This is a genomic window from Haloarchaeobius litoreus, from assembly GCF_024495425.1.
Lineage (GTDB): Archaea > Halobacteriota > Halobacteria > Halobacteriales > Natrialbaceae > Haloarchaeobius > Haloarchaeobius litoreus.
This window is the reverse complement of sequence record NZ_JANHJR010000001.1, coordinates 277,197-292,202: the sequence shown is the minus strand read 5'-3', so window position 1 is coordinate 292,202 and position 15,006 is coordinate 277,197. Positions and strand designations below refer to the sequence as shown.

At 68.7% G+C, this 15,006-nt stretch carries 17 protein-coding genes; 8 read left to right on the top strand and 9 right to left on the bottom strand.

Annotated elements, in window-relative coordinates; genetic code table 11:
• The first annotated feature begins 190 nt into the window (after window positions 1–190).
• The 3 genes from NOW55_RS01540 to NOW55_RS01530 are packed head-to-tail and all read left to right on the top strand — an operon-like array spanning window position 191 to window position 3,419.
• The gene (locus NOW55_RS01540; protein WP_256398294.1) at window positions 191–1,978 is read left to right on the top strand and encodes a PA14 domain-containing protein; all 1,788 of its coding nucleotides are present in this window, start codon (window positions 191–193) and stop codon (window positions 1,976–1,978) included.
• Complete coding sequence (locus NOW55_RS01535; RefSeq protein ID WP_256398293.1) at window positions 1,930–2,817, top strand: plastocyanin/azurin family copper-binding protein; 888 nt, start codon at window positions 1,930–1,932, stop codon at window positions 2,815–2,817. Before NOW55_RS01540 ends, NOW55_RS01535 begins: the two co-directional genes overlap by 49 nt.
• A gap of 32 nt (window positions 2,818–2,849) precedes the next feature.
• Window positions 2,850–3,419 (top strand): DUF420 domain-containing protein, encoded by a 570-nt coding sequence (locus NOW55_RS01530; RefSeq protein ID WP_256398292.1) that lies wholly within the window; start codon window positions 2,850–2,852, stop codon window positions 3,417–3,419.
• Between the two features lie 13 nt (window positions 3,420–3,432).
• On the opposite strand, the gene NOW55_RS01525 is transcribed toward NOW55_RS01530, so the two are convergent.
• From NOW55_RS01525 to NOW55_RS01505, 5 genes are all read right to left on the bottom strand, one after another.
• On the bottom strand, window positions 3,433–3,969 hold the full coding sequence (locus NOW55_RS01525) for a GNAT family N-acetyltransferase (protein WP_256398291.1): 537 nt from the start codon (window positions 3,967–3,969) through the stop codon (window positions 3,433–3,435).
• 69 nt (window positions 3,970–4,038) lie between these two features.
• Window positions 4,039–5,520, bottom strand: a complete 1,482-nt coding sequence (purF, locus tag NOW55_RS01520) for an amidophosphoribosyltransferase (protein ID WP_256398290.1) — start codon at window positions 5,518–5,520, stop codon at window positions 4,039–4,041.
• Window positions 5,521–5,700: 180 nt separating this feature from the next.
• Complete coding sequence (locus tag NOW55_RS01515) at window positions 5,701–5,874, bottom strand: 50S ribosomal protein L37e (RefSeq protein ID WP_256398289.1); 174 nt, start codon at window positions 5,872–5,874, stop codon at window positions 5,701–5,703.
• The gene (locus NOW55_RS01510; protein WP_256297427.1) at window positions 5,871–6,065 is read right to left on the bottom strand and encodes an LSM domain-containing protein; all 195 of its coding nucleotides are present in this window, start codon (window positions 6,063–6,065) and stop codon (window positions 5,871–5,873) included. Before NOW55_RS01510 ends, NOW55_RS01515 begins: the two co-directional genes overlap by 4 nt.
• Window positions 6,066–6,127: 62 nt before the next feature.
• Complete coding sequence (locus tag NOW55_RS01505; RefSeq protein ID WP_256398288.1) at window positions 6,128–7,192, bottom strand: M20/M25/M40 family metallo-hydrolase; 1,065 nt, start codon at window positions 7,190–7,192, stop codon at window positions 6,128–6,130.
• Between the two features lie 136 nt (window positions 7,193–7,328).
• Here NOW55_RS01505 and NOW55_RS01500 point away from each other — a divergent pair, with 136 nt between their 5' ends.
• Both NOW55_RS01500 and NOW55_RS01495 read left to right on the top strand, forming a co-directional pair.
• Window positions 7,329–7,622 (top strand): hypothetical protein, encoded by a 294-nt coding sequence (locus NOW55_RS01500; RefSeq protein ID WP_256398287.1) that lies wholly within the window; start codon window positions 7,329–7,331, stop codon window positions 7,620–7,622.
• A 53-nt stretch (window positions 7,623–7,675) separates the two neighbouring features.
• Window positions 7,676–8,638: a zinc-dependent metalloprotease gene (locus NOW55_RS01495; RefSeq protein WP_256398286.1), complete on the top strand. Its 963-nt coding sequence runs from the start codon at window positions 7,676–7,678 to the stop codon at window positions 8,636–8,638.
• Window positions 8,639–8,649: 11 nt separating this feature from the next.
• On the opposite strand, the gene NOW55_RS01490 is transcribed toward NOW55_RS01495, so the two are convergent.
• From NOW55_RS01490 to NOW55_RS01475, 4 genes are all read right to left on the bottom strand, one after another.
• Window positions 8,650–8,889, bottom strand: coding sequence for a DUF8527 family protein (locus NOW55_RS01490; RefSeq protein WP_256398285.1), 240 nt, complete (start codon window positions 8,887–8,889; stop codon window positions 8,650–8,652).
• A 1-nt stretch (window position 8,890) separates the two neighbouring features.
• A complete protein-coding gene (locus NOW55_RS01485) occupies window positions 8,891–9,274 on the bottom strand; it encodes a nuclear transport factor 2 family protein (protein WP_256398284.1) in 384 nt (127 codons plus the stop codon).
• 79 nt (window positions 9,275–9,353) lie between these two features.
• A complete protein-coding gene (locus NOW55_RS01480) occupies window positions 9,354–9,905 on the bottom strand; it encodes a hypothetical protein (RefSeq protein WP_256398283.1) in 552 nt (183 codons plus the stop codon).
• Between the two features lie 253 nt (window positions 9,906–10,158).
• The gene (locus tag NOW55_RS01475; RefSeq protein WP_256398282.1) at window positions 10,159–10,683 is read right to left on the bottom strand and encodes a hypothetical protein; all 525 of its coding nucleotides are present in this window, start codon (window positions 10,681–10,683) and stop codon (window positions 10,159–10,161) included.
• A gap of 97 nt (window positions 10,684–10,780) precedes the next feature.
• On the opposite strand from NOW55_RS01475, the gene NOW55_RS01470 reads away from it, so the two are divergent.
• The 3 genes from NOW55_RS01470 (at window position 10,781) to NOW55_RS01460 (ending at window position 14,928) form a co-directional block, all read left to right on the top strand.
• Complete coding sequence (locus NOW55_RS01470; RefSeq protein ID WP_256398281.1) at window positions 10,781–13,450, top strand: AAA domain-containing protein; 2,670 nt, start codon at window positions 10,781–10,783, stop codon at window positions 13,448–13,450.
• A 40-nt stretch (window positions 13,451–13,490) separates the two neighbouring features.
• A complete protein-coding gene (locus tag NOW55_RS01465) occupies window positions 13,491–14,330 on the top strand; it encodes a phosphatase PAP2 family protein (RefSeq protein WP_256398279.1) in 840 nt (279 codons plus the stop codon).
• An 88-nt stretch (window positions 14,331–14,418) separates the two neighbouring features.
• The gene (locus tag NOW55_RS01460) at window positions 14,419–14,928 is read left to right on the top strand and encodes a DUF6789 family protein (RefSeq protein ID WP_256398278.1); all 510 of its coding nucleotides are present in this window, start codon (window positions 14,419–14,421) and stop codon (window positions 14,926–14,928) included.
• Window positions 14,929–15,006 lie beyond the last annotated feature (78 nt).

Genomic DNA, 15,006 nt, shown 5'->3' with positions numbered 1-15,006 from the left:
CCAACACGATGCGGGTGCTCTCCTGACGGACAGCACCCACGCATATTCCTTTCGACGCAACACTCGAACAGCCGCGCCACCGTGTTCGGGCTCCAGGACGGCCGACTCCGGCCGCCCGCATCGAGCGGAGCCCGAAACGGCCACGCGACTTTTGTAGTCTGGAAGACAATTCTCGCCAGGGAGTGATGGGATGATGGACGACCGGGGGTTGAACTCGCAGCTCGCAGTCGTACTGATCATCGCGGTAGCGTTCGTCGCGGCGGGCGCGGTGTTCCTGACCGGGGCGAGCCTGACCGAGGTACTCGGCGAGCCGACGCCGCAGGCCGAGTTCGAGTTCCAGTACGACGCGGAGACGGGTGTGCTCGACGTGTCCCACGGGGGTGGCGAGTCGCTGTCGGACACGAACACGGAGGCCGTGACCATCCAGGTGGTCCCGGCCGACGGGGGGACGCGTCGGAACTACACATGGACTGGGAGCGGCGACTTCGAGATGCGCGCGGGCGAGACGTTCCGGCTGAACGCGACGAACAGCCCCGTCGCCGGGAACGTGACGTACCCGACCGCGTTCCAGCGGGGCGACACGGTCCGTGTGGTCTGGGATGCACCGGGTGACGACGGGCGAACGGCCATCCTCGCCGAGTACCGGGTGCCGACCGATGCCGCCCCGTCGGTGGGGCTGGCACAGGGCCTCACCTACGAGTACTACGAGGCGAGCAGCCAGTACAGCTCGATGCCGAACTTCGCGAGCGAGACGCCCGAGCGGACCGGGTCGACGCCGACGTTCGACATCTCGCTCCGCGACCGTGGCGCGGAGTACGCGTTCCGGTTCGTCGGCTACGTCGACGTGCCCGCGGACGGCCAGTACACGTTCTACACGACCTCCGACGACGGGAGCGAGCTGTACATCGACGGGAATCGGGTCGTCGACAACCGGGGGCTGCACGGTGCGCGCGAGCGTTCGGGCACGGTGACGCTCTCGGCCGGTCTGCACCCAATCACAGTCACGCACTTCGAGCACACCGGCAACGAGGTGCTGGACGTGTCGTGGGAGGGCCCGACCGACGGCAAGCAGCCGGTGCCGGCGAGTGCGCTCTACACCCAGCCGACGACCGTGGCCGACTTCGACGCGAGCTGCGTCGGCTACAACTGCTCGTTCGACGCGGGCGGGTCGCGTGACGACGGCGGCACCGTCCAGTCCTACGAGTGGGCGTTCGGCGACGGCACCACGACGACCACGAGCGGGCCGACGGTCGACCACGAGTACACGTCGGGCGGTGACCGGACCGTCAGCCTGACCGTACAGGGGTCGAGCGGGCGGAGCGATTCGACCAGCCGGACCGTCACCGTCGAGGACCTGCGCGCGCCGGACTCGCCGGGCAGCCTCGAAGCCGGGGTGGAGTACGAGTACTACGAGGGCTACTGGAACAGCCTGCCGAACTTCGACAGCGAGACGCCGGTGGACACCGGCGACGTATCCAACTTCGACATCTCGGTGCGACAGCGGGACGACGAGTTCGCCGTTCGCTACACCGGCTACGTCGAGGTGCCCGAGGACGGCCAGTACACGTTCTGGACCGGTTCGGACGACGGGAGCCGGCTGGCGATCGGCACCGAGGTCGTCGTGGACAACGACGGCACCCACCCCTACGAGGAGGAGTCCGGCACCATCGACCTGGAGGCCGGCACCCACCGCATCACGGTCACGTTCTTCGAACGGACCGGGCATGAGTCGCTGTCGGTGTTCTGGGCCGGTCCGAGCTTCGGCAAGGAGCAGATCCCCGACAGCGCGCTCTACCGGAACGACAGCTCACCATCGATGGCGAACCTGACAGCGCAGGGTTCGGCGACGGTCCGGTTCCCAGCGGCCGGGAACGCGTTCAGGGATACTTTTACGGTGCGTCCTGAAGATGGACCGAGGACTGGTCCCCGATGCACGACACAGACGACACAGCAACGAAGCGACGGCGCACCGTACTGAAAGCGACCGGCACGACGCTCCTCCTCGGCTCGCTCGCGGGCTGTAGCTCCGACGGTGGCGGCGACGGAACGCCGACGGCGACCGAAACCCCGACGGCCACGGCGGAACCGTCCACCGACCCCCCGACGACGACCGACGAACCGGACCAGATGTCCGACGATGGGGACGGCTCGGGCGGCCAGACGACGGAGAGCACGGTCGTCGAGGTCGGCCCGGGCGGCGAGTACGTCTTCGAGCCCGGCACCGACGAACCGCTGTACATCACGCCCGGGACGGAGGTCCTGTTCGGCTGGGAGTCGGACAGCCACAACATCGCCGTCGAGAGCACGCCGGCCGGCTCCTCGTGGGAGGGCTACCCGGAGGTCGAGAACGCCGGGTTCACGTACCGCCACACCTTCGAGACGAAGGGCACCTTCGAGTTCCTCTGCGAGCCACACCAGAGCATCGGCATGGTCGGTGAGATAGTCGTCACCGAGACGGGAGCACCCCCCGAAACCGGGACCGAGCATCCAGATGGCCCGGTCCGCCTCGGCGACGACGGTACCGCGCAGATCAGCGTCGGTGCCGACGGCGGCTTCGTGTACGAGCCGGGCACCGAGCGCCCGGTGAGCGTCCCGCCCGGAACGCGGGTGACGTTCGTCTGGGAGTCCGACAGCCACAACGTCTACATGGAGTCGATGCCCGAGGACTCCGACTGGACGAACGAGGATGGGGTCGTCTTCGACGCCGGTCACGAACGAACCCACACCTTCGAGGCGACCGGTCGCTACGAGTTCGTCTGCCAGCCCCACGAGAGCCTCGGCGAGCGGGGCGTCTTGCTGGTCGAGTCGACTGAGTAACGGCTTTGGGCGTCCCGCCCCGAGACCCGCGTATGCAACAGACGGTCAAGCGGAACGTTCCGGCGGTGACAGCCGTCCTCTCCATCGTCTCGCTGGCGCTGGTCTTCGGCGCGGCGCGACAGCTTATCCCCCGTTCGCTGCTGCCGGCCGCGCCGGCGTGGGTGCTCTCGGCCATTCCACACGTGAACGCCGCCATCAGCGTCGTCGCCGTCGTCGTCATCCTCGCGGGACTGCGCGCCGTCAAACAGGGCCGGTACGACCGCCACCGGACGCTCATGCTGACCGGCGTCGTCCTGTTCGTCGCGTTCCTCGCGCTCTACCTCTACAAGGTCGCGCTGAAGGGGCCGAACTCGTTCCCCGGCTCGGGCGTGGCGGAGCTCGCGTACCTCGCCATCCTGGCGATCCACATGATACTCGCCATCGCGTGCATCCCGCTGCTGTACTACGTGCTCCTGCTCGCGGTGACCCGACCGATGAGCGAGCTCTCCGAGACGGCCCACCCGAAGATCGGGCGGATCGCCGCCCCGCTGTGGCTGATCTCGTTCGTCCTCGGCACGGTCGTCTACGTCCTGCTGTACCTGGTGCCGGCGAGCGTCTACTGAGCGGACCGACTGCTCAGTTCCGGTTCCGCCACTGGTCGGCCGTGACGGCGTAGATGTGCGAGTCGTGGTGCTCGCCGTCGACGAACGCCCAGTTCGGGATGGTGCCGACGCGCTCCATACCGATGGACTGGAGCATCGCGTTGGACCGCTCGTTGAACGCGAACGCCTCCGCTCGCACCGTCTCCATGCGTCGCTCGTCGATGAGGAAGTCGATGAAGGTGCTCGTGGCATCGGCCCCGTAGCCCTGGCCTTGGGCGTCGCTCGCGAGCCACGCCGACATGACCGCGTGGCCGTGGCGCTCGCTCAGCCAGTTCGAGTTGATGACGCCGACCGGCTCGTCGTCGGCGACGACGAGGAGGTTGAAGCCCTCGTCGCTGGACACCTGCTCCTCGATCCACTCCTCGTGCTGTGTCTCGTTCTTCGGCTCGGCGATGCCGAGTGGCACGCGAACCTCGGGGTCGTTCAGGGCCTCGGTGAGGAACTCGGCGTCGTCTTTCTCGATGGTGCAGAGGTCGACGCTGTCGCCCTCCAGGAAGGGTGCTCCGGGCATGAGAGAACCGTCACGCGCCCATGGCTTAAACGAGTGACAACGTGTGGTAGCAATGGGCGTGGCGTGTCCTCAGTCGTCGGCCGCGAGGTCCGCTCCCTCGATGACCGGACGCTCGACCTCGCGGTCGGTGGCCTCGCCGTCGATGTCGTACGGGTACTCGCCGGTGACACAGCCGAGACAGAGGTCTGCGCGCGAACGGCTCAGCGCCTTCGCGACGGCGTCGATGGAGAGGTAGGAGAGCGAGTCGGCCTCGATGGCGTCGCGGATGTCGTCGACGTCCTGGTTGGCCGCGATGAGCTCCTCGCGGGTGGCCATGTCGATGCCCATGTAGCAGGGCGCGACGATGGGCGGCGCGCCGATGCGCATGTGGACCTCCTCCGCGCCGCAGTCTTTGAGCAGGGCGACGAGCTGGGTCGAGGTCGTCCCGCGGACGATGGAGTCGTCGATGAGCGTCACCGTCTTGCCCTCGACGGTCGACTTGATGGGGTTGAGCTTCAGGCGGACGGCGCGCTCGCGCTCGTCCTGGGTGGGCATGATGAACGTCCGGCCGACGTAGCGGTTCTTCATCAGGCCCTCCGCGAACTCGGTTCCAGCACCGGCCTCCTGTGAGGCCTCCGCGTAGCCGGAGGCGAACGCGCGCCCGGAGTCGGGGACGGGCATCACCACGTCGGTCTCGATGCCAGACTCGTCCCAGAGCTGGCGACCGAGCTCGCGTCGGACCTCGTAGACGAGCTCGTCGTCGATGACGGAGTCGGGGCGCGCGAAGTAGACGTGCTCGAAGAAGCAGTGCGCGGTGTTCTCGCGCTCGACGAGCTGGTAGGAGTCGAAGCCGGAGCCGTCCTCGTGGAGGACGACGAGCTCGCCGGGCTCGACGTCGCGGACGAGGTCGCCGTCGAGCGTGTCGATGGCGGCCGATTCGGAGGCGAGCACGTAGCCGTCCTCCAGCTCGCCGATGCAGAGCGGACGGTTGCCCTCGGGGTCGCGCACCCCGAGGACGGTCTCGTCGTGCATGATGGTCAGCGAGTACGAGCCGTGGATGCGGCTCATCGTGCGCTTGACCGCGCGCACGAGGTCGGCCTCCAGCAGGTTCCGCGCGAGGTCGTGGGCGATGACCTCGGTGTCGCCGTCGGAGGTGAACGCGTGCCCGAGCCCCGCCAGCTCGTCGCGGATCTCGTCGGCGTTGACGAGGTTCCCGTTGTGGGAGAGGGCGAGCGAGCCGGACTTGAACGAGACGGTGAACGGCTGTGCGCAGGACTTGTCGAGGCTGCCTGCGGTCGGGTAGCGCACGTGGCCGATGCCGGACTCGCCGTTGAGCCGCTCGATGTCGGCCTCGTCGAAGGCGTCGCCGACGAGCCCCATCGAGACGTGGTCGTGCTGCTGGAACCCGTCGTGGGTGACGATGCCCGCGGACTCCTGCCCGCGGTGCTGGAGCGCGTAGAGCGAGTAGTACAGCGGCCGCGCGGCGGCGCGGTCGTCGAGCGCGACGCCGACGACGCCGCATTTCTCGGTTGGTCCGCTCCGGTGCGGGGACTGCCCCGACCCGTGTGTCATGTGAGAGGGTCAGGTACCGGACGGTAAAAATCCCCGTGGTTGTGTCCTACTGGCCGATCATAACCGATAGAATACACACGTTCGTGCATATTCTTGTCGGGCTGAGCGCCGAAGCGACGGTAGGTCGGACGACGGAGCCACGGCTCACCGACCGGAGAACGCGAGTGAGAATTGCGGGAGTTACTCGCCGGCCTTCGACTGCCACTCGTAGTCGCGGCGCTTGGCGGACTTGCCGAAGCCACACGAGGAGCAGACGCTTTTCTTCACGTGATAGGACTTCTCGCCACACCGTCGGCACTTGACGTGCGTCGTGATGTTCTTTTTACCTTGAGAGGGGGTTCCTGCACCGGTCATGGAGTTATCGAAACGACGTTGTCGCCGCGTATAATGGTTGTGTTGTCGCCTCGGTCCAGTACGAGGTTCATGTGCTGGTCGTAGCCCGTGAGTTCGCCGTCGTACTCCTCGCCACCTTTCAGTCGGACCGTGACCTGCTCGCCGACGGAGGCTTCGAGCACGTCAAGCGGTCGGCCACTCGATTCACTCATACTCACACGGCCTTCCGACGCGTTCTTAAACGTACCGAGTCGCGGTCGGCCTGTCGTTCCCGTTACACGTCGACGGCGTACGAGTCGTACTCGACGCTCTGTCCGGCGAACGCGGCGAGCAGGTCGGCGACGGCGTCGAGGTCCTCGGTGTCGACGACCTCGACCGGCGTATGCATGTAGCGGTTCGGGACGCCGAGGTTCAGCGTCGGCACGCCGCCCCGTGCCGTGTAGAACGAACGCGCGTCGGTGCCGCCGGCGTTCGGGTCGGCCTGCAGCTGCACGTCGATGTCCGCGTCCGCGGCTGCCTTCCGGACGGCCTGTGCGACTACCGGGTGGTTCGCGCCGCCCCGGCCGACGATGGGACCGCCGCCCAGCTCGGTGTCGCCCGCCTTGTCCGCCTTCCCGCCGGGGTAGTCCGAGACGTGGGAGACGTCGACGACGACGACCGCGTCGGCGTCGACCTCCGAGCCGACCATCCTCGCCCCCTGCGCGCCGAGCTCCTCCTGTACGGTCGAGATGGCGTACACCGTCGCGTCCACGTCGGCCTCGGCGGCCCGACGCAGCCCCTCGGCGGCGGCCCAGGTGCCGACCCGGTTGTCGAGCGCGCGGCCCGCGAGGCGGCTGCCCATGAGCTCCTCGACGCCGCTGGAGAAGGTGATGGGGTCGCCGACCTCGACGGTCTCGCGGGCGGCGTCGCCGTCCTCCGCACCGATGTCGACGGTCTGCTGGGTGATGTCCTCGAACTCGTCGCCGTCGCGCTCGCGCAGGTGGATGGCGGTCTGGGTCACGACGCCCGACACCGGGCCGTCGCCGGTGTGCACCGTGACGTGCTGGCCCTTCGAGACGGTCCGGTCGGAGCCGCCGATGGGTGCGAGGTGGAGGAAGCCGTCGTCGTCGATGCGGTTGACGGCGAAGCCGATCTCGTCGGCGTGGCCGGTGAACGCCACCGAGGGGGCGTCGTCGCTCCCCTCGGCGACGGCCACGGCGTTGCCGTATGCGTCCGTGCGTACCTCGTCGGCGAACTGCTCGACGTACTCGACCCAGACCCGCTGTCCGTGCGTCTCGTAGCCCGACGGGCTCGGCGTCTCCAGCAGCTCCGTCAGGAACTCGCGTTCGGTCTCGTCCATATCGGACGATGGGACGGCCCCCGTTTGAACCCGACGGTCCAGAACCGACCCGGTGCGACGACCCCGTGGCGTCGGCACCGCGTTGCCCACCGTGTGAGGCACAACCGCTAAGTCCACTGTCGAAGAACTGATTCGTATGGAGATAACACTGTTCGAACTCCACTTCGACGGCGACACGAGCTTCGGTCCGACGTTCGGCGGTGACGACGAGGAGGACGCACTCGAGGAGGCAGCGGCCGACGACGAGGTCGACATCGACTGGGGAGACGACTCGGAGTCGTCCGGTCTCCCCGGTCCGAACCCCGTGGCCATCCTCGTGGGCCTCGTCGTGCTCGCGCTCGTCGCGTTCGGCGTCAAGAAGGCACTCGGCGGCGGTGCCGAGGAGGAATCCGAAGAGTTCGAGCCCGAGATGGTCGAAATCGAGGAGTAGCGCCGACTCGAACACACAGAAACGTTTTGCGTGCGCGGTCCCAACCCGGCCGTGTGAACCTCTTTCATAGCGTCCGGGCGGTCGCATCCTCCGGGAACGGCGAGGGTGCTATCGACTGGGACGCCGTCGTCGAGGCGGCCCGTGCCGGCACCCGGCCGGGGTCGGTCGACCTGACCGCCGCCGAGCGGTCGGGATACGCGACCGACGTGCGGGACGCCCGTGACCGCGTCCGGGAGGTCGCCGCCATCGACTTCGACGTGCCGGACACCATCGAGATACAGCACCGCCACCACTGGATCGACGCCAACGTCGCCACCTTCCGGCGGGTGCTCGAACCGCTGGAGGGCCAGCAGGCCGACTTCCTCCCCGGCGTCGCACGCGCCGTCAACACCGGGACGATGTCGTTCATGCTCGGCTTCCTCGCGCGGAACGTCCTCGGCCAGTACGACCCGCTGTTGCTCGCCGACGAGGTCGACGCCGACCACGCGCTCTACTTCGTCCACCCGAACATCCGGCAGGTCGCCGCCGACCTCCACGTCGACTTCCCCCGGTTCCGGCGCTGGATCGCCTTCCACGAGGTGACCCACGCCGCCGAGTTCGGGGCCGCACCGTGGCTCTCCGACTACCTCGAAGAACGGATGGAGGAGGGGCTGGATGACCTCTCCCACGGCGGCTTCGACCGCGAGGCGTTCCGCGAGATGAACGTCGCGATGACCGTCGTCGAGGGCTACGCAGAGTTGCTGATGGACCACGCCTTCGACGACGAGTACGCCGACCTCCGCGCGAAGGTCGACGCCCGCAGACAGGGCGGTGGCCCCCTCTCGAAGCTCGCGAAGCGACTGCTCGGGCTCGGTCTGAAACGGCAGCAGTACGAGCGCGGCAAGAGGTTCTTCGAGGGCGTCGCAGCCCTGCGCGGGCTGGAGGCCGCAGGCCTCGTCTGGGAGTCGCACGAGAACCTGCCGACCGACGACGAGCTCGACGACCCCGGCGCGTGGGTCAGCCGGATGGGCATCTAGGTCGCTCCCGCTTATCGCCGCGACCGCGCTTCCGTCTCCCGCTGTGACGACCGGAACGTACTGACGAGGTACCACCACAGCAGCGCGCCGGCGACGGCCCCGCCGACCGCCGCCGCCCCGATGACCGCCAGCGACGCCTCCGCCTGCAGCGCGACCAGTGCGCCCGACGCAGCGACCATGACGACGAACGTGTACTGGATGCGCTTCATCCCCTCCTCTCGGTCCTCGCCGGTCATCGATGGCCCGACCATGTCAGAACGTCTGGGGTGCCGAGACGTGCATCTGGACGAACCCCCACTCCTCGTCGTCGCCGTCGATGGGTTCGAGCACGCCGCTCCAGCGGGAGTCGAAGCCGAACCGCTGGCCCGTCTCGACGTTCGTCCACGCGAGCCGGACCGCGTCGGTGAACAGCGCCAGCTCCCCGCGCTCGGTGACCGACAGCGCCTCGCTCTCGACGGTCCACTCGTCGGTGGTCCGTGATTGCTCTCGCAGCGCCTCGCTGACGGCGTCGTAGCCGCTGTACTCGGTGCTGATGGCGGCCTTCCACGTCTCCGCACGCTCGACGAAGTACGGGTACAGCGGCTCGCCCCGGCGCAACGCCTCGTAGTAGTCCAGGACGGTCTCCTCGGGAGTCATACCCGGAGCAACGGCCCCGGCGGATTTGAAACCCCCGTTCGACCCCGACGTCTCGACGCCGGCCGACAGGTCGCCCCTGTCACATGAAACCGCGGTCCACGCCGTCGGCCTCGATGACCTCGTCGAGCTCCGTGTTCAGGACGTCCTCGGCGTCCTCGAACGTCGTCGCCAGGTCGTCCAGCCCCTCCGGCCGGTCGTAGTTGTCGAACTCCATCGGCCCGAACGCCGGGCTGTCGAGCGCGTCCATCACGTCGTCGAAGAAGTCCCCCGGCGTCGTCGGTGCGTCGGCGTGTGCCTCCACGACCGCCTCCAGTCGTTTCGCCGCGTCCGCCGCCTCGTCCTCGTCCTCCGGCGGCGACTGCACCGCGAACCGGCTCCCGTCCGTCCTCCCCGGGAACAGCGGCTCCAGTTCGTCGTCCAGCCGTCGGGCGACCCGCGTCCCGACACCGTGGACCTCGAACGGGTTCTTCGCGTACGTCTTCAGGTGGTAGACGCCGCTGTTCGGGTGTCCGAGATACAGGTCCTCGCCGAGCCCGTTCGCGCGGTCGCCGGCGACCGCCCGCCAGCCCTCGGGCTCCGCACCCGACTCGACCACGTCCGCGACGATGTCGTCCCAGTCTCGAACGCGCATGGACGGGGCTAGTTCGTACGGTCGCAAGAACGTATCGGTGCCCGAGGTCCGTGGACGGCGTCGACGCTGCCGGAGTTCACGGCGGACGGGTTTCGACTGTTGCTGTCGACACCAGCCGGAGCGCCCCGGTGGGCGACACTTCCAGAACTCGCTGGGTCGTCAGAACGCTCCGCGTCTCGCGGTCCTCGTCCCTGCGGTCCCTGGCTGGCGGGACTCCTGTGTCGTCTCGCATCCGGAGGCTCGCAACAGAACGTCAGGACTCCTCGTCCTTCTCCGCCGGCCCGTGCAGTTCCTCCTTGACGCCCTCGACGGTCTCTTTGACCTCGTCGGCCTGCTCCTCGACGTGCTTCGCGCGCTCGGTGATCTCCTCGGCGGTCTCCTCGGGCGCACCGCCCTCCTCGACCGACTGCTCGACCGTCTCCTCCAGCTCCTCGGCGGCGGACCTCACCTCGTCGGCGGACTTCTCGACGCCGGCGGCGGACTCGGCGACGGTCTCCTCGCGGCGGCGCACCCCGCGGGCGACGAGGAGCAGCTGAAGCGCGCCGGCGAGCACGAACAGCGTGACGACGACGCTCGTGAGCTGTGAGAGCAGCCGAGTGCCGCTCGGGGAGAGCGCCAGCGTGTCCGTCGTCGCCCGAATCAGGTGGACGAGCCCGACGAGCGCGGCCGCGACGAGGAGGCCGCGGACGAACCAGCGGTACCACGGGGCGAACACGACCCGTTCCAGCGCGTCGGCGACCGGCGTGAGAACCGGGACGCCGTCGTCCGACTGTGACATGGTTGCAGGGTTCTGCCGCGGCACATATCAAACCCCGACACGACGGGGGTACCGGTGCCGCGCCGGGTTTATGAACGGTGACGACCGAGAGGTGAGCGTGAGCGTTCGCGGTATCGTCACGACGGTCGGGGAGGAACGGTCAGTGAACACGAGCCACGGCACGAGCGAGCTCGTGGAGGTCGGGCTGGAGCGGCCCGAGGACACGCCGACGACCGTCACGCTGTGGGGACGCTGGACCGAGACCGCCGAGGTGCTCGAACCGGGGATGGAGCTGCTGGTCACCGAGCCGAAGCAGGAGGAGTACGAGGGCGAACTCTCGTTCTCGACGACCGGAGATTCGTACGTCGTCGTCGAGCCGGACTTCCTCGTCAACGTGACCGACGTGCGCCAGTGGGTGCAGTGCCCTCGGATGTACTACCTGAACAAGCTCTCCAGCGTCCCACTCGCCTACCCGGTGGTGAAGGGGACCGTCGTCCACGAGGTGTTCGGGGACCTGCTCCGCGGCCGGGAGTTCGACGAGGCCGTCGAGGACCGCGTCGCGGAGCAGGCGCTCGAACTCGGCCTGCTCGACCGGTCGGCAGCGGACGTCGAGCGGGAGGTGGCCCAGAACGCCCAGGCCATCGCGGGCTGGCTCCAGCAGGGTCGGCTCGCCGACGAGGACGAGTGGCGCTCCGAGCGCCTGCTCGTCTCCGAGACGTTCGGCATCAAGGGACGGGCCGACGCCATCCGTCGGGGCCAGCCCGTCGAACTGAAGACCGGGAAGAACCTCAAGAGCGAACCCAGATTCCACGACAAGATACAGGCCGCCGCCTACGCCCTGCTGCTCCAGGAGCGTGGCGTCCCCGCCGACACCGGCACACTGCTCTACACGAAGAACGAGGCCCTGGACCGCGACGAGTTCACCGGCGACTTCTCGCCGGCGAAGGAGTTCTCCATCGGCGACGGCCTCCTGAAGTTCGTCGTCCGCGCCCGCAACGAGATCGCAGCGATGGAGTTCGACGCGGACGTGCCGACGGGCTACGAGGCCGACGCCAGGTGCGACTACTGCTTCGAGCAGGACACCTGCATGGTCGTCTCCGGCCGGCTGAACCAGGAGTCCAAGGCGGGCCAGATCGGCACCGCCATCCCCGAGGACGAGCGCGAGTACTTCGAGCGCACCTACGACGCCATCGAGGCCGAGCGCGACGCGGCCCACGACGAGTTCGTGAAGCTCTGGCGGCAGACCGCGGCCGAGCGCGCCGACGACGACCGCGCACTCGTCGACCTCGAACCCGTCGGGAAGCGGGAGCTCCCGGCGGGGCGCTGGGAGCTGACGGCCCGGCGCACCTCCGCCGCCGTCTCGAAGATACGCGAGGGCGACTACGTGCTGGCGAGCGACGGCGACCCGATTCGGGGGCACTCCGAACTCGCAACCATCGAACGCCTCGGCGACGACGAGATCGTCTTCACCGCCGACGAACCCGTCGACGTGCACCGGCTCGACGTCTACCCCTCGGACATCGGCCCGTCACGCCTGCTCACCGCGGTCCACGACGCGCTGCTGAAGGGCGACGAGCGCCGGAAGGACGTGCTGTTCGGCCGCGAGTCGCCGACGTTCCAGCCCACCGACGAGACCTTCGTGGACAACAACGACGCGCAGGACGAGGCGGTCCGCATGGCCGTCACCGCCGACGACTGCGCGCTCATCCACGGCCCGCCCGGGACGGGCAAGACCTACACCATCGCGAAGGCGGTCCGGGCGATGGTCGAGCGGGGCGAGCGAGTCCTCCTCTCGGCGTTCACCAACCGCGCCGTCGACAACGCACTGGAGGCGATTCGGGACACCGGGTTCGAGGACGACGGCCTGGGAAGTATCGTCCGAATCGGCACGAAATCGGGCGTCCGCGAGGACATGCAGGACCTCCGGCTGCGCCGTCACGGCGACCCGCAAGAGCGCGCCGGCGAGCTCGAGTCCGCCAGTGTCGTCGCCGCGACCACCGCGACCTGCGGCTCGACGGTGATGCGCGAACAGGCGTTCGACGTGGCGCTCGTCGACGAGGCCGGCCAGCTCACCGAGCCCGGCACCCTCGCGGCGGTCAACCTCGCCGACCGGTTCGTCCTCGTCGGCGACCACCAGCAGCTCCCACCGGTCGTCCGCGCCGACACCGACCTGTCGCGGTCGCTGTTCGAGCGCATGATGAACACCCATCCCGAGGCGGGCGTGCTGCTCGACCGTCAGTACCGGATGTCCCAGCGCATCCAGGCGTTCCCCTCGCGGGAGTTCTACGACGGCCAGCTACGGCCCGCGACGGGCGAAGTGGCTGCCCGGTCGCTCGCCGACCTCGACCACGTCGACGTGGGGGCGCTGCCCGACTCGCTGCGTGACGGCGTCTCGATGGTCGACACGCCGGGCGACGACGGCCGCCACACCGATGCCGTCGAAGCAGCCGAGGTCCGACGGGTCGTCGACGCCTACCTCGAAGCCGGGCTGGAACCCGAGGACATCGGCGTCATCGCACCCTTCCGGGCGCAGGTCGCCGAGATAACCCGGGACGTGCCCGTCGGCGTCGCCGTCGACACGGTCGACCGCTTCCAGGGCTCCGCCAAGGAGGTCATCGTCGTCTCCTTCGTCGCCTCTGGCGACCTCGACAGTCCCATCTTCGAGGACTACCGCCGGGTGAACGTCGCGCTGACGCGGGCGAAGCGCTCGCTCGTCCTCGTCGGCGACAGCGAGACGCTCGCGACCGACGACGTGTACGCCCGGATGGTCGACTGGGCCGACCGCTGAAGCGAAAGCGTTCAGTTCAGGGCCGTTCAACGTGCAAGGTATGGTTCGACTGGAGGCCGCGAGCGAGACGATTCGGATGGCGTTTCCGAACGGGCTCGTCGACGTGTACGCAGGCGTGACGGCGCTCGGCAACCCCGGCCTGCTGACGGTGCTGCTGGCGCTCGTCTACTGGGGCTACCGCCGCGAGGAGACCGCGACGGTCGTCGGGTACGCCTTTCTCGCGTTCGCGCTCGTGCTGTTCCTGAAGGAGCTCTTCGCCATGCCGCGCCCACCCGAGTCGGTCATGCTCGTCGCGGAGGACGGCTACGGCTTCCCGAGCGGTCACGCCATCGCCGGGGTCGTCGTCTACGGCGGGCTCGCACTGGAGTTCGACTGGTTCGAGGAGCCGCCGAAGGCGCTCGCAGCCGGACTGCTCGCCGTGTCGGTCGGGCTCTCGCGGGTCGTCCTCGGCGTCCACTACCTCGGCGACGTGCTCGTCGGGGCGGCGCTCGGAGTGCTCGTCCTCGCCCTCGGCCACCGGCTCTGGCGCGACCGGCCCGCGGTCGGCTACGGGCTCGGGGCGGTCGTCGCCGTGCCGGCCGTCGTCGTCTCCGACGCGGACCCACAGACGGTCGCCGTGCTCGGCTCCTCCCTCGGCGGCGTCTGGGCCTGCCGGACGATACAGCCCATTCCGGCCCACCGCGAGCGTGCCGAGGGGGCGTTCCTGCTCGCCGTCGGTATCGTCCTGGCGGTCGTCCTGGTCGCCGTGCGAGTCGCGCTGGAGACCAACCGTCCCGCGCAGTTCGTCGTCGGGGTGGCGACGGTCGCGGCCATCCTCGGGCTCCCCGCGTTCCTCGACCGTGCCGACGCGTTCGACGTCGTTCAGCGCGTCATCGGCTGAGCCGGCCGTTCCCCGGGAAAAAGTCCGTCGCGAACACCTTCGGCCCGTCGGCCAATCGTTTATGACGATGGCGGTGGTACGTCGTGACATGGCAAGCAGTCACTCGGGTGCAGAAGAGGATAACGACCAGTTCGACCGAACGGCCGAACGGGACGACGAGCTCCGGGCCGCGATGGGCGCGGTCGCCGGCGGCATCGTCGGCACGACCGTCATGACGGGCGTGCTGCTCGCGGTGAACGCGATCTACGCGCCGGAGATCAGCGTGTTCGCGACGCTCGCCGAACTGGCCGGTGTCGGTGCGGACAACGTCGCCCTCGGGATGGCGATGTTCCTCGGTGCCGGCGCGCTCGCGTGGCCGCTCACGTTCGCGACGCTCGGTGCGTACCTGCCGGGTGCGACCCGTGCCCAACAGGGCGTCGTCTTCGCGCTCGTGCTCTGGACCGGCTTCGTCGTCGCCTTCGGGACCATGTACTCGGGGATAGACCTCGCGGTGTTCGTCGTCACGTCCATCGCCACCCACGTCGCCTACGGCTACCTGCTCGGGTTCGTCGCCGGCCGGCTGACCGGCAACCGCGAGACGCCCGACGTCGCCGTCTGAATCGAGCCGAAATCTAGAACCAGTTCCCAACCACTCTGTAGAGACTCTGCTCGAATCTCGAAAAATCCTTTTTTACGG

Excerpts from the sequence above, each read along its gene's own strand:
- NOW55_RS01540 (WP_256398294.1), top strand. The coding sequence starts at position 191 with ATGATGGACGACCGGGGGTTGAACTCGCAGCTCGCAGTCGTACTGATC.
- NOW55_RS01535 (WP_256398293.1), top strand. The coding sequence starts at position 1,930 with ATGCACGACACAGACGACACAGCAACGAAGCGACGGCGCACCGTACTG.
- NOW55_RS01530 (WP_256398292.1), top strand. The coding sequence starts at position 2,850 with ATGCAACAGACGGTCAAGCGGAACGTTCCGGCGGTGACAGCCGTCCTC.
- NOW55_RS01525 (WP_256398291.1), bottom strand. The coding sequence starts at position 3,969 with ATGCCCGGAGCACCCTTCCTGGAGGGCGACAGCGTCGACCTCTGCACC.
- purF (WP_256398290.1), bottom strand. The coding sequence starts at position 5,520 with ATGACACACGGGTCGGGGCAGTCCCCGCACCGGAGCGGACCAACCGAG.
- NOW55_RS01515 (WP_256398289.1), bottom strand. The coding sequence starts at position 5,874 with ATGACCGGTGCAGGAACCCCCTCTCAAGGTAAAAAGAACATCACGACG.
- NOW55_RS01510 (WP_256297427.1), bottom strand. The coding sequence starts at position 6,065 with ATGAGTGAATCGAGTGGCCGACCGCTTGACGTGCTCGAAGCCTCCGTC.
- NOW55_RS01505 (WP_256398288.1), bottom strand. The coding sequence starts at position 7,192 with ATGGACGAGACCGAACGCGAGTTCCTGACGGAGCTGCTGGAGACGCCG.
- NOW55_RS01500 (WP_256398287.1), top strand. The coding sequence starts at position 7,329 with ATGGAGATAACACTGTTCGAACTCCACTTCGACGGCGACACGAGCTTC.
- NOW55_RS01490 (WP_256398285.1), bottom strand. The coding sequence starts at position 8,889 with ATGGTCGGGCCATCGATGACCGGCGAGGACCGAGAGGAGGGGATGAAG.
- NOW55_RS01485 (WP_256398284.1), bottom strand. The coding sequence starts at position 9,274 with ATGACTCCCGAGGAGACCGTCCTGGACTACTACGAGGCGTTGCGCCGG.
- NOW55_RS01480 (WP_256398283.1), bottom strand. The coding sequence starts at position 9,905 with ATGCGCGTTCGAGACTGGGACGACATCGTCGCGGACGTGGTCGAGTCG.
- NOW55_RS01475 (WP_256398282.1), bottom strand. The coding sequence starts at position 10,683 with ATGTCACAGTCGGACGACGGCGTCCCGGTTCTCACGCCGGTCGCCGAC.
- NOW55_RS01465 (WP_256398279.1), top strand. The coding sequence starts at position 13,491 with ATGGTTCGACTGGAGGCCGCGAGCGAGACGATTCGGATGGCGTTTCCG.
- NOW55_RS01460 (WP_256398278.1), top strand. The coding sequence starts at position 14,419 with ATGGCAAGCAGTCACTCGGGTGCAGAAGAGGATAACGACCAGTTCGAC.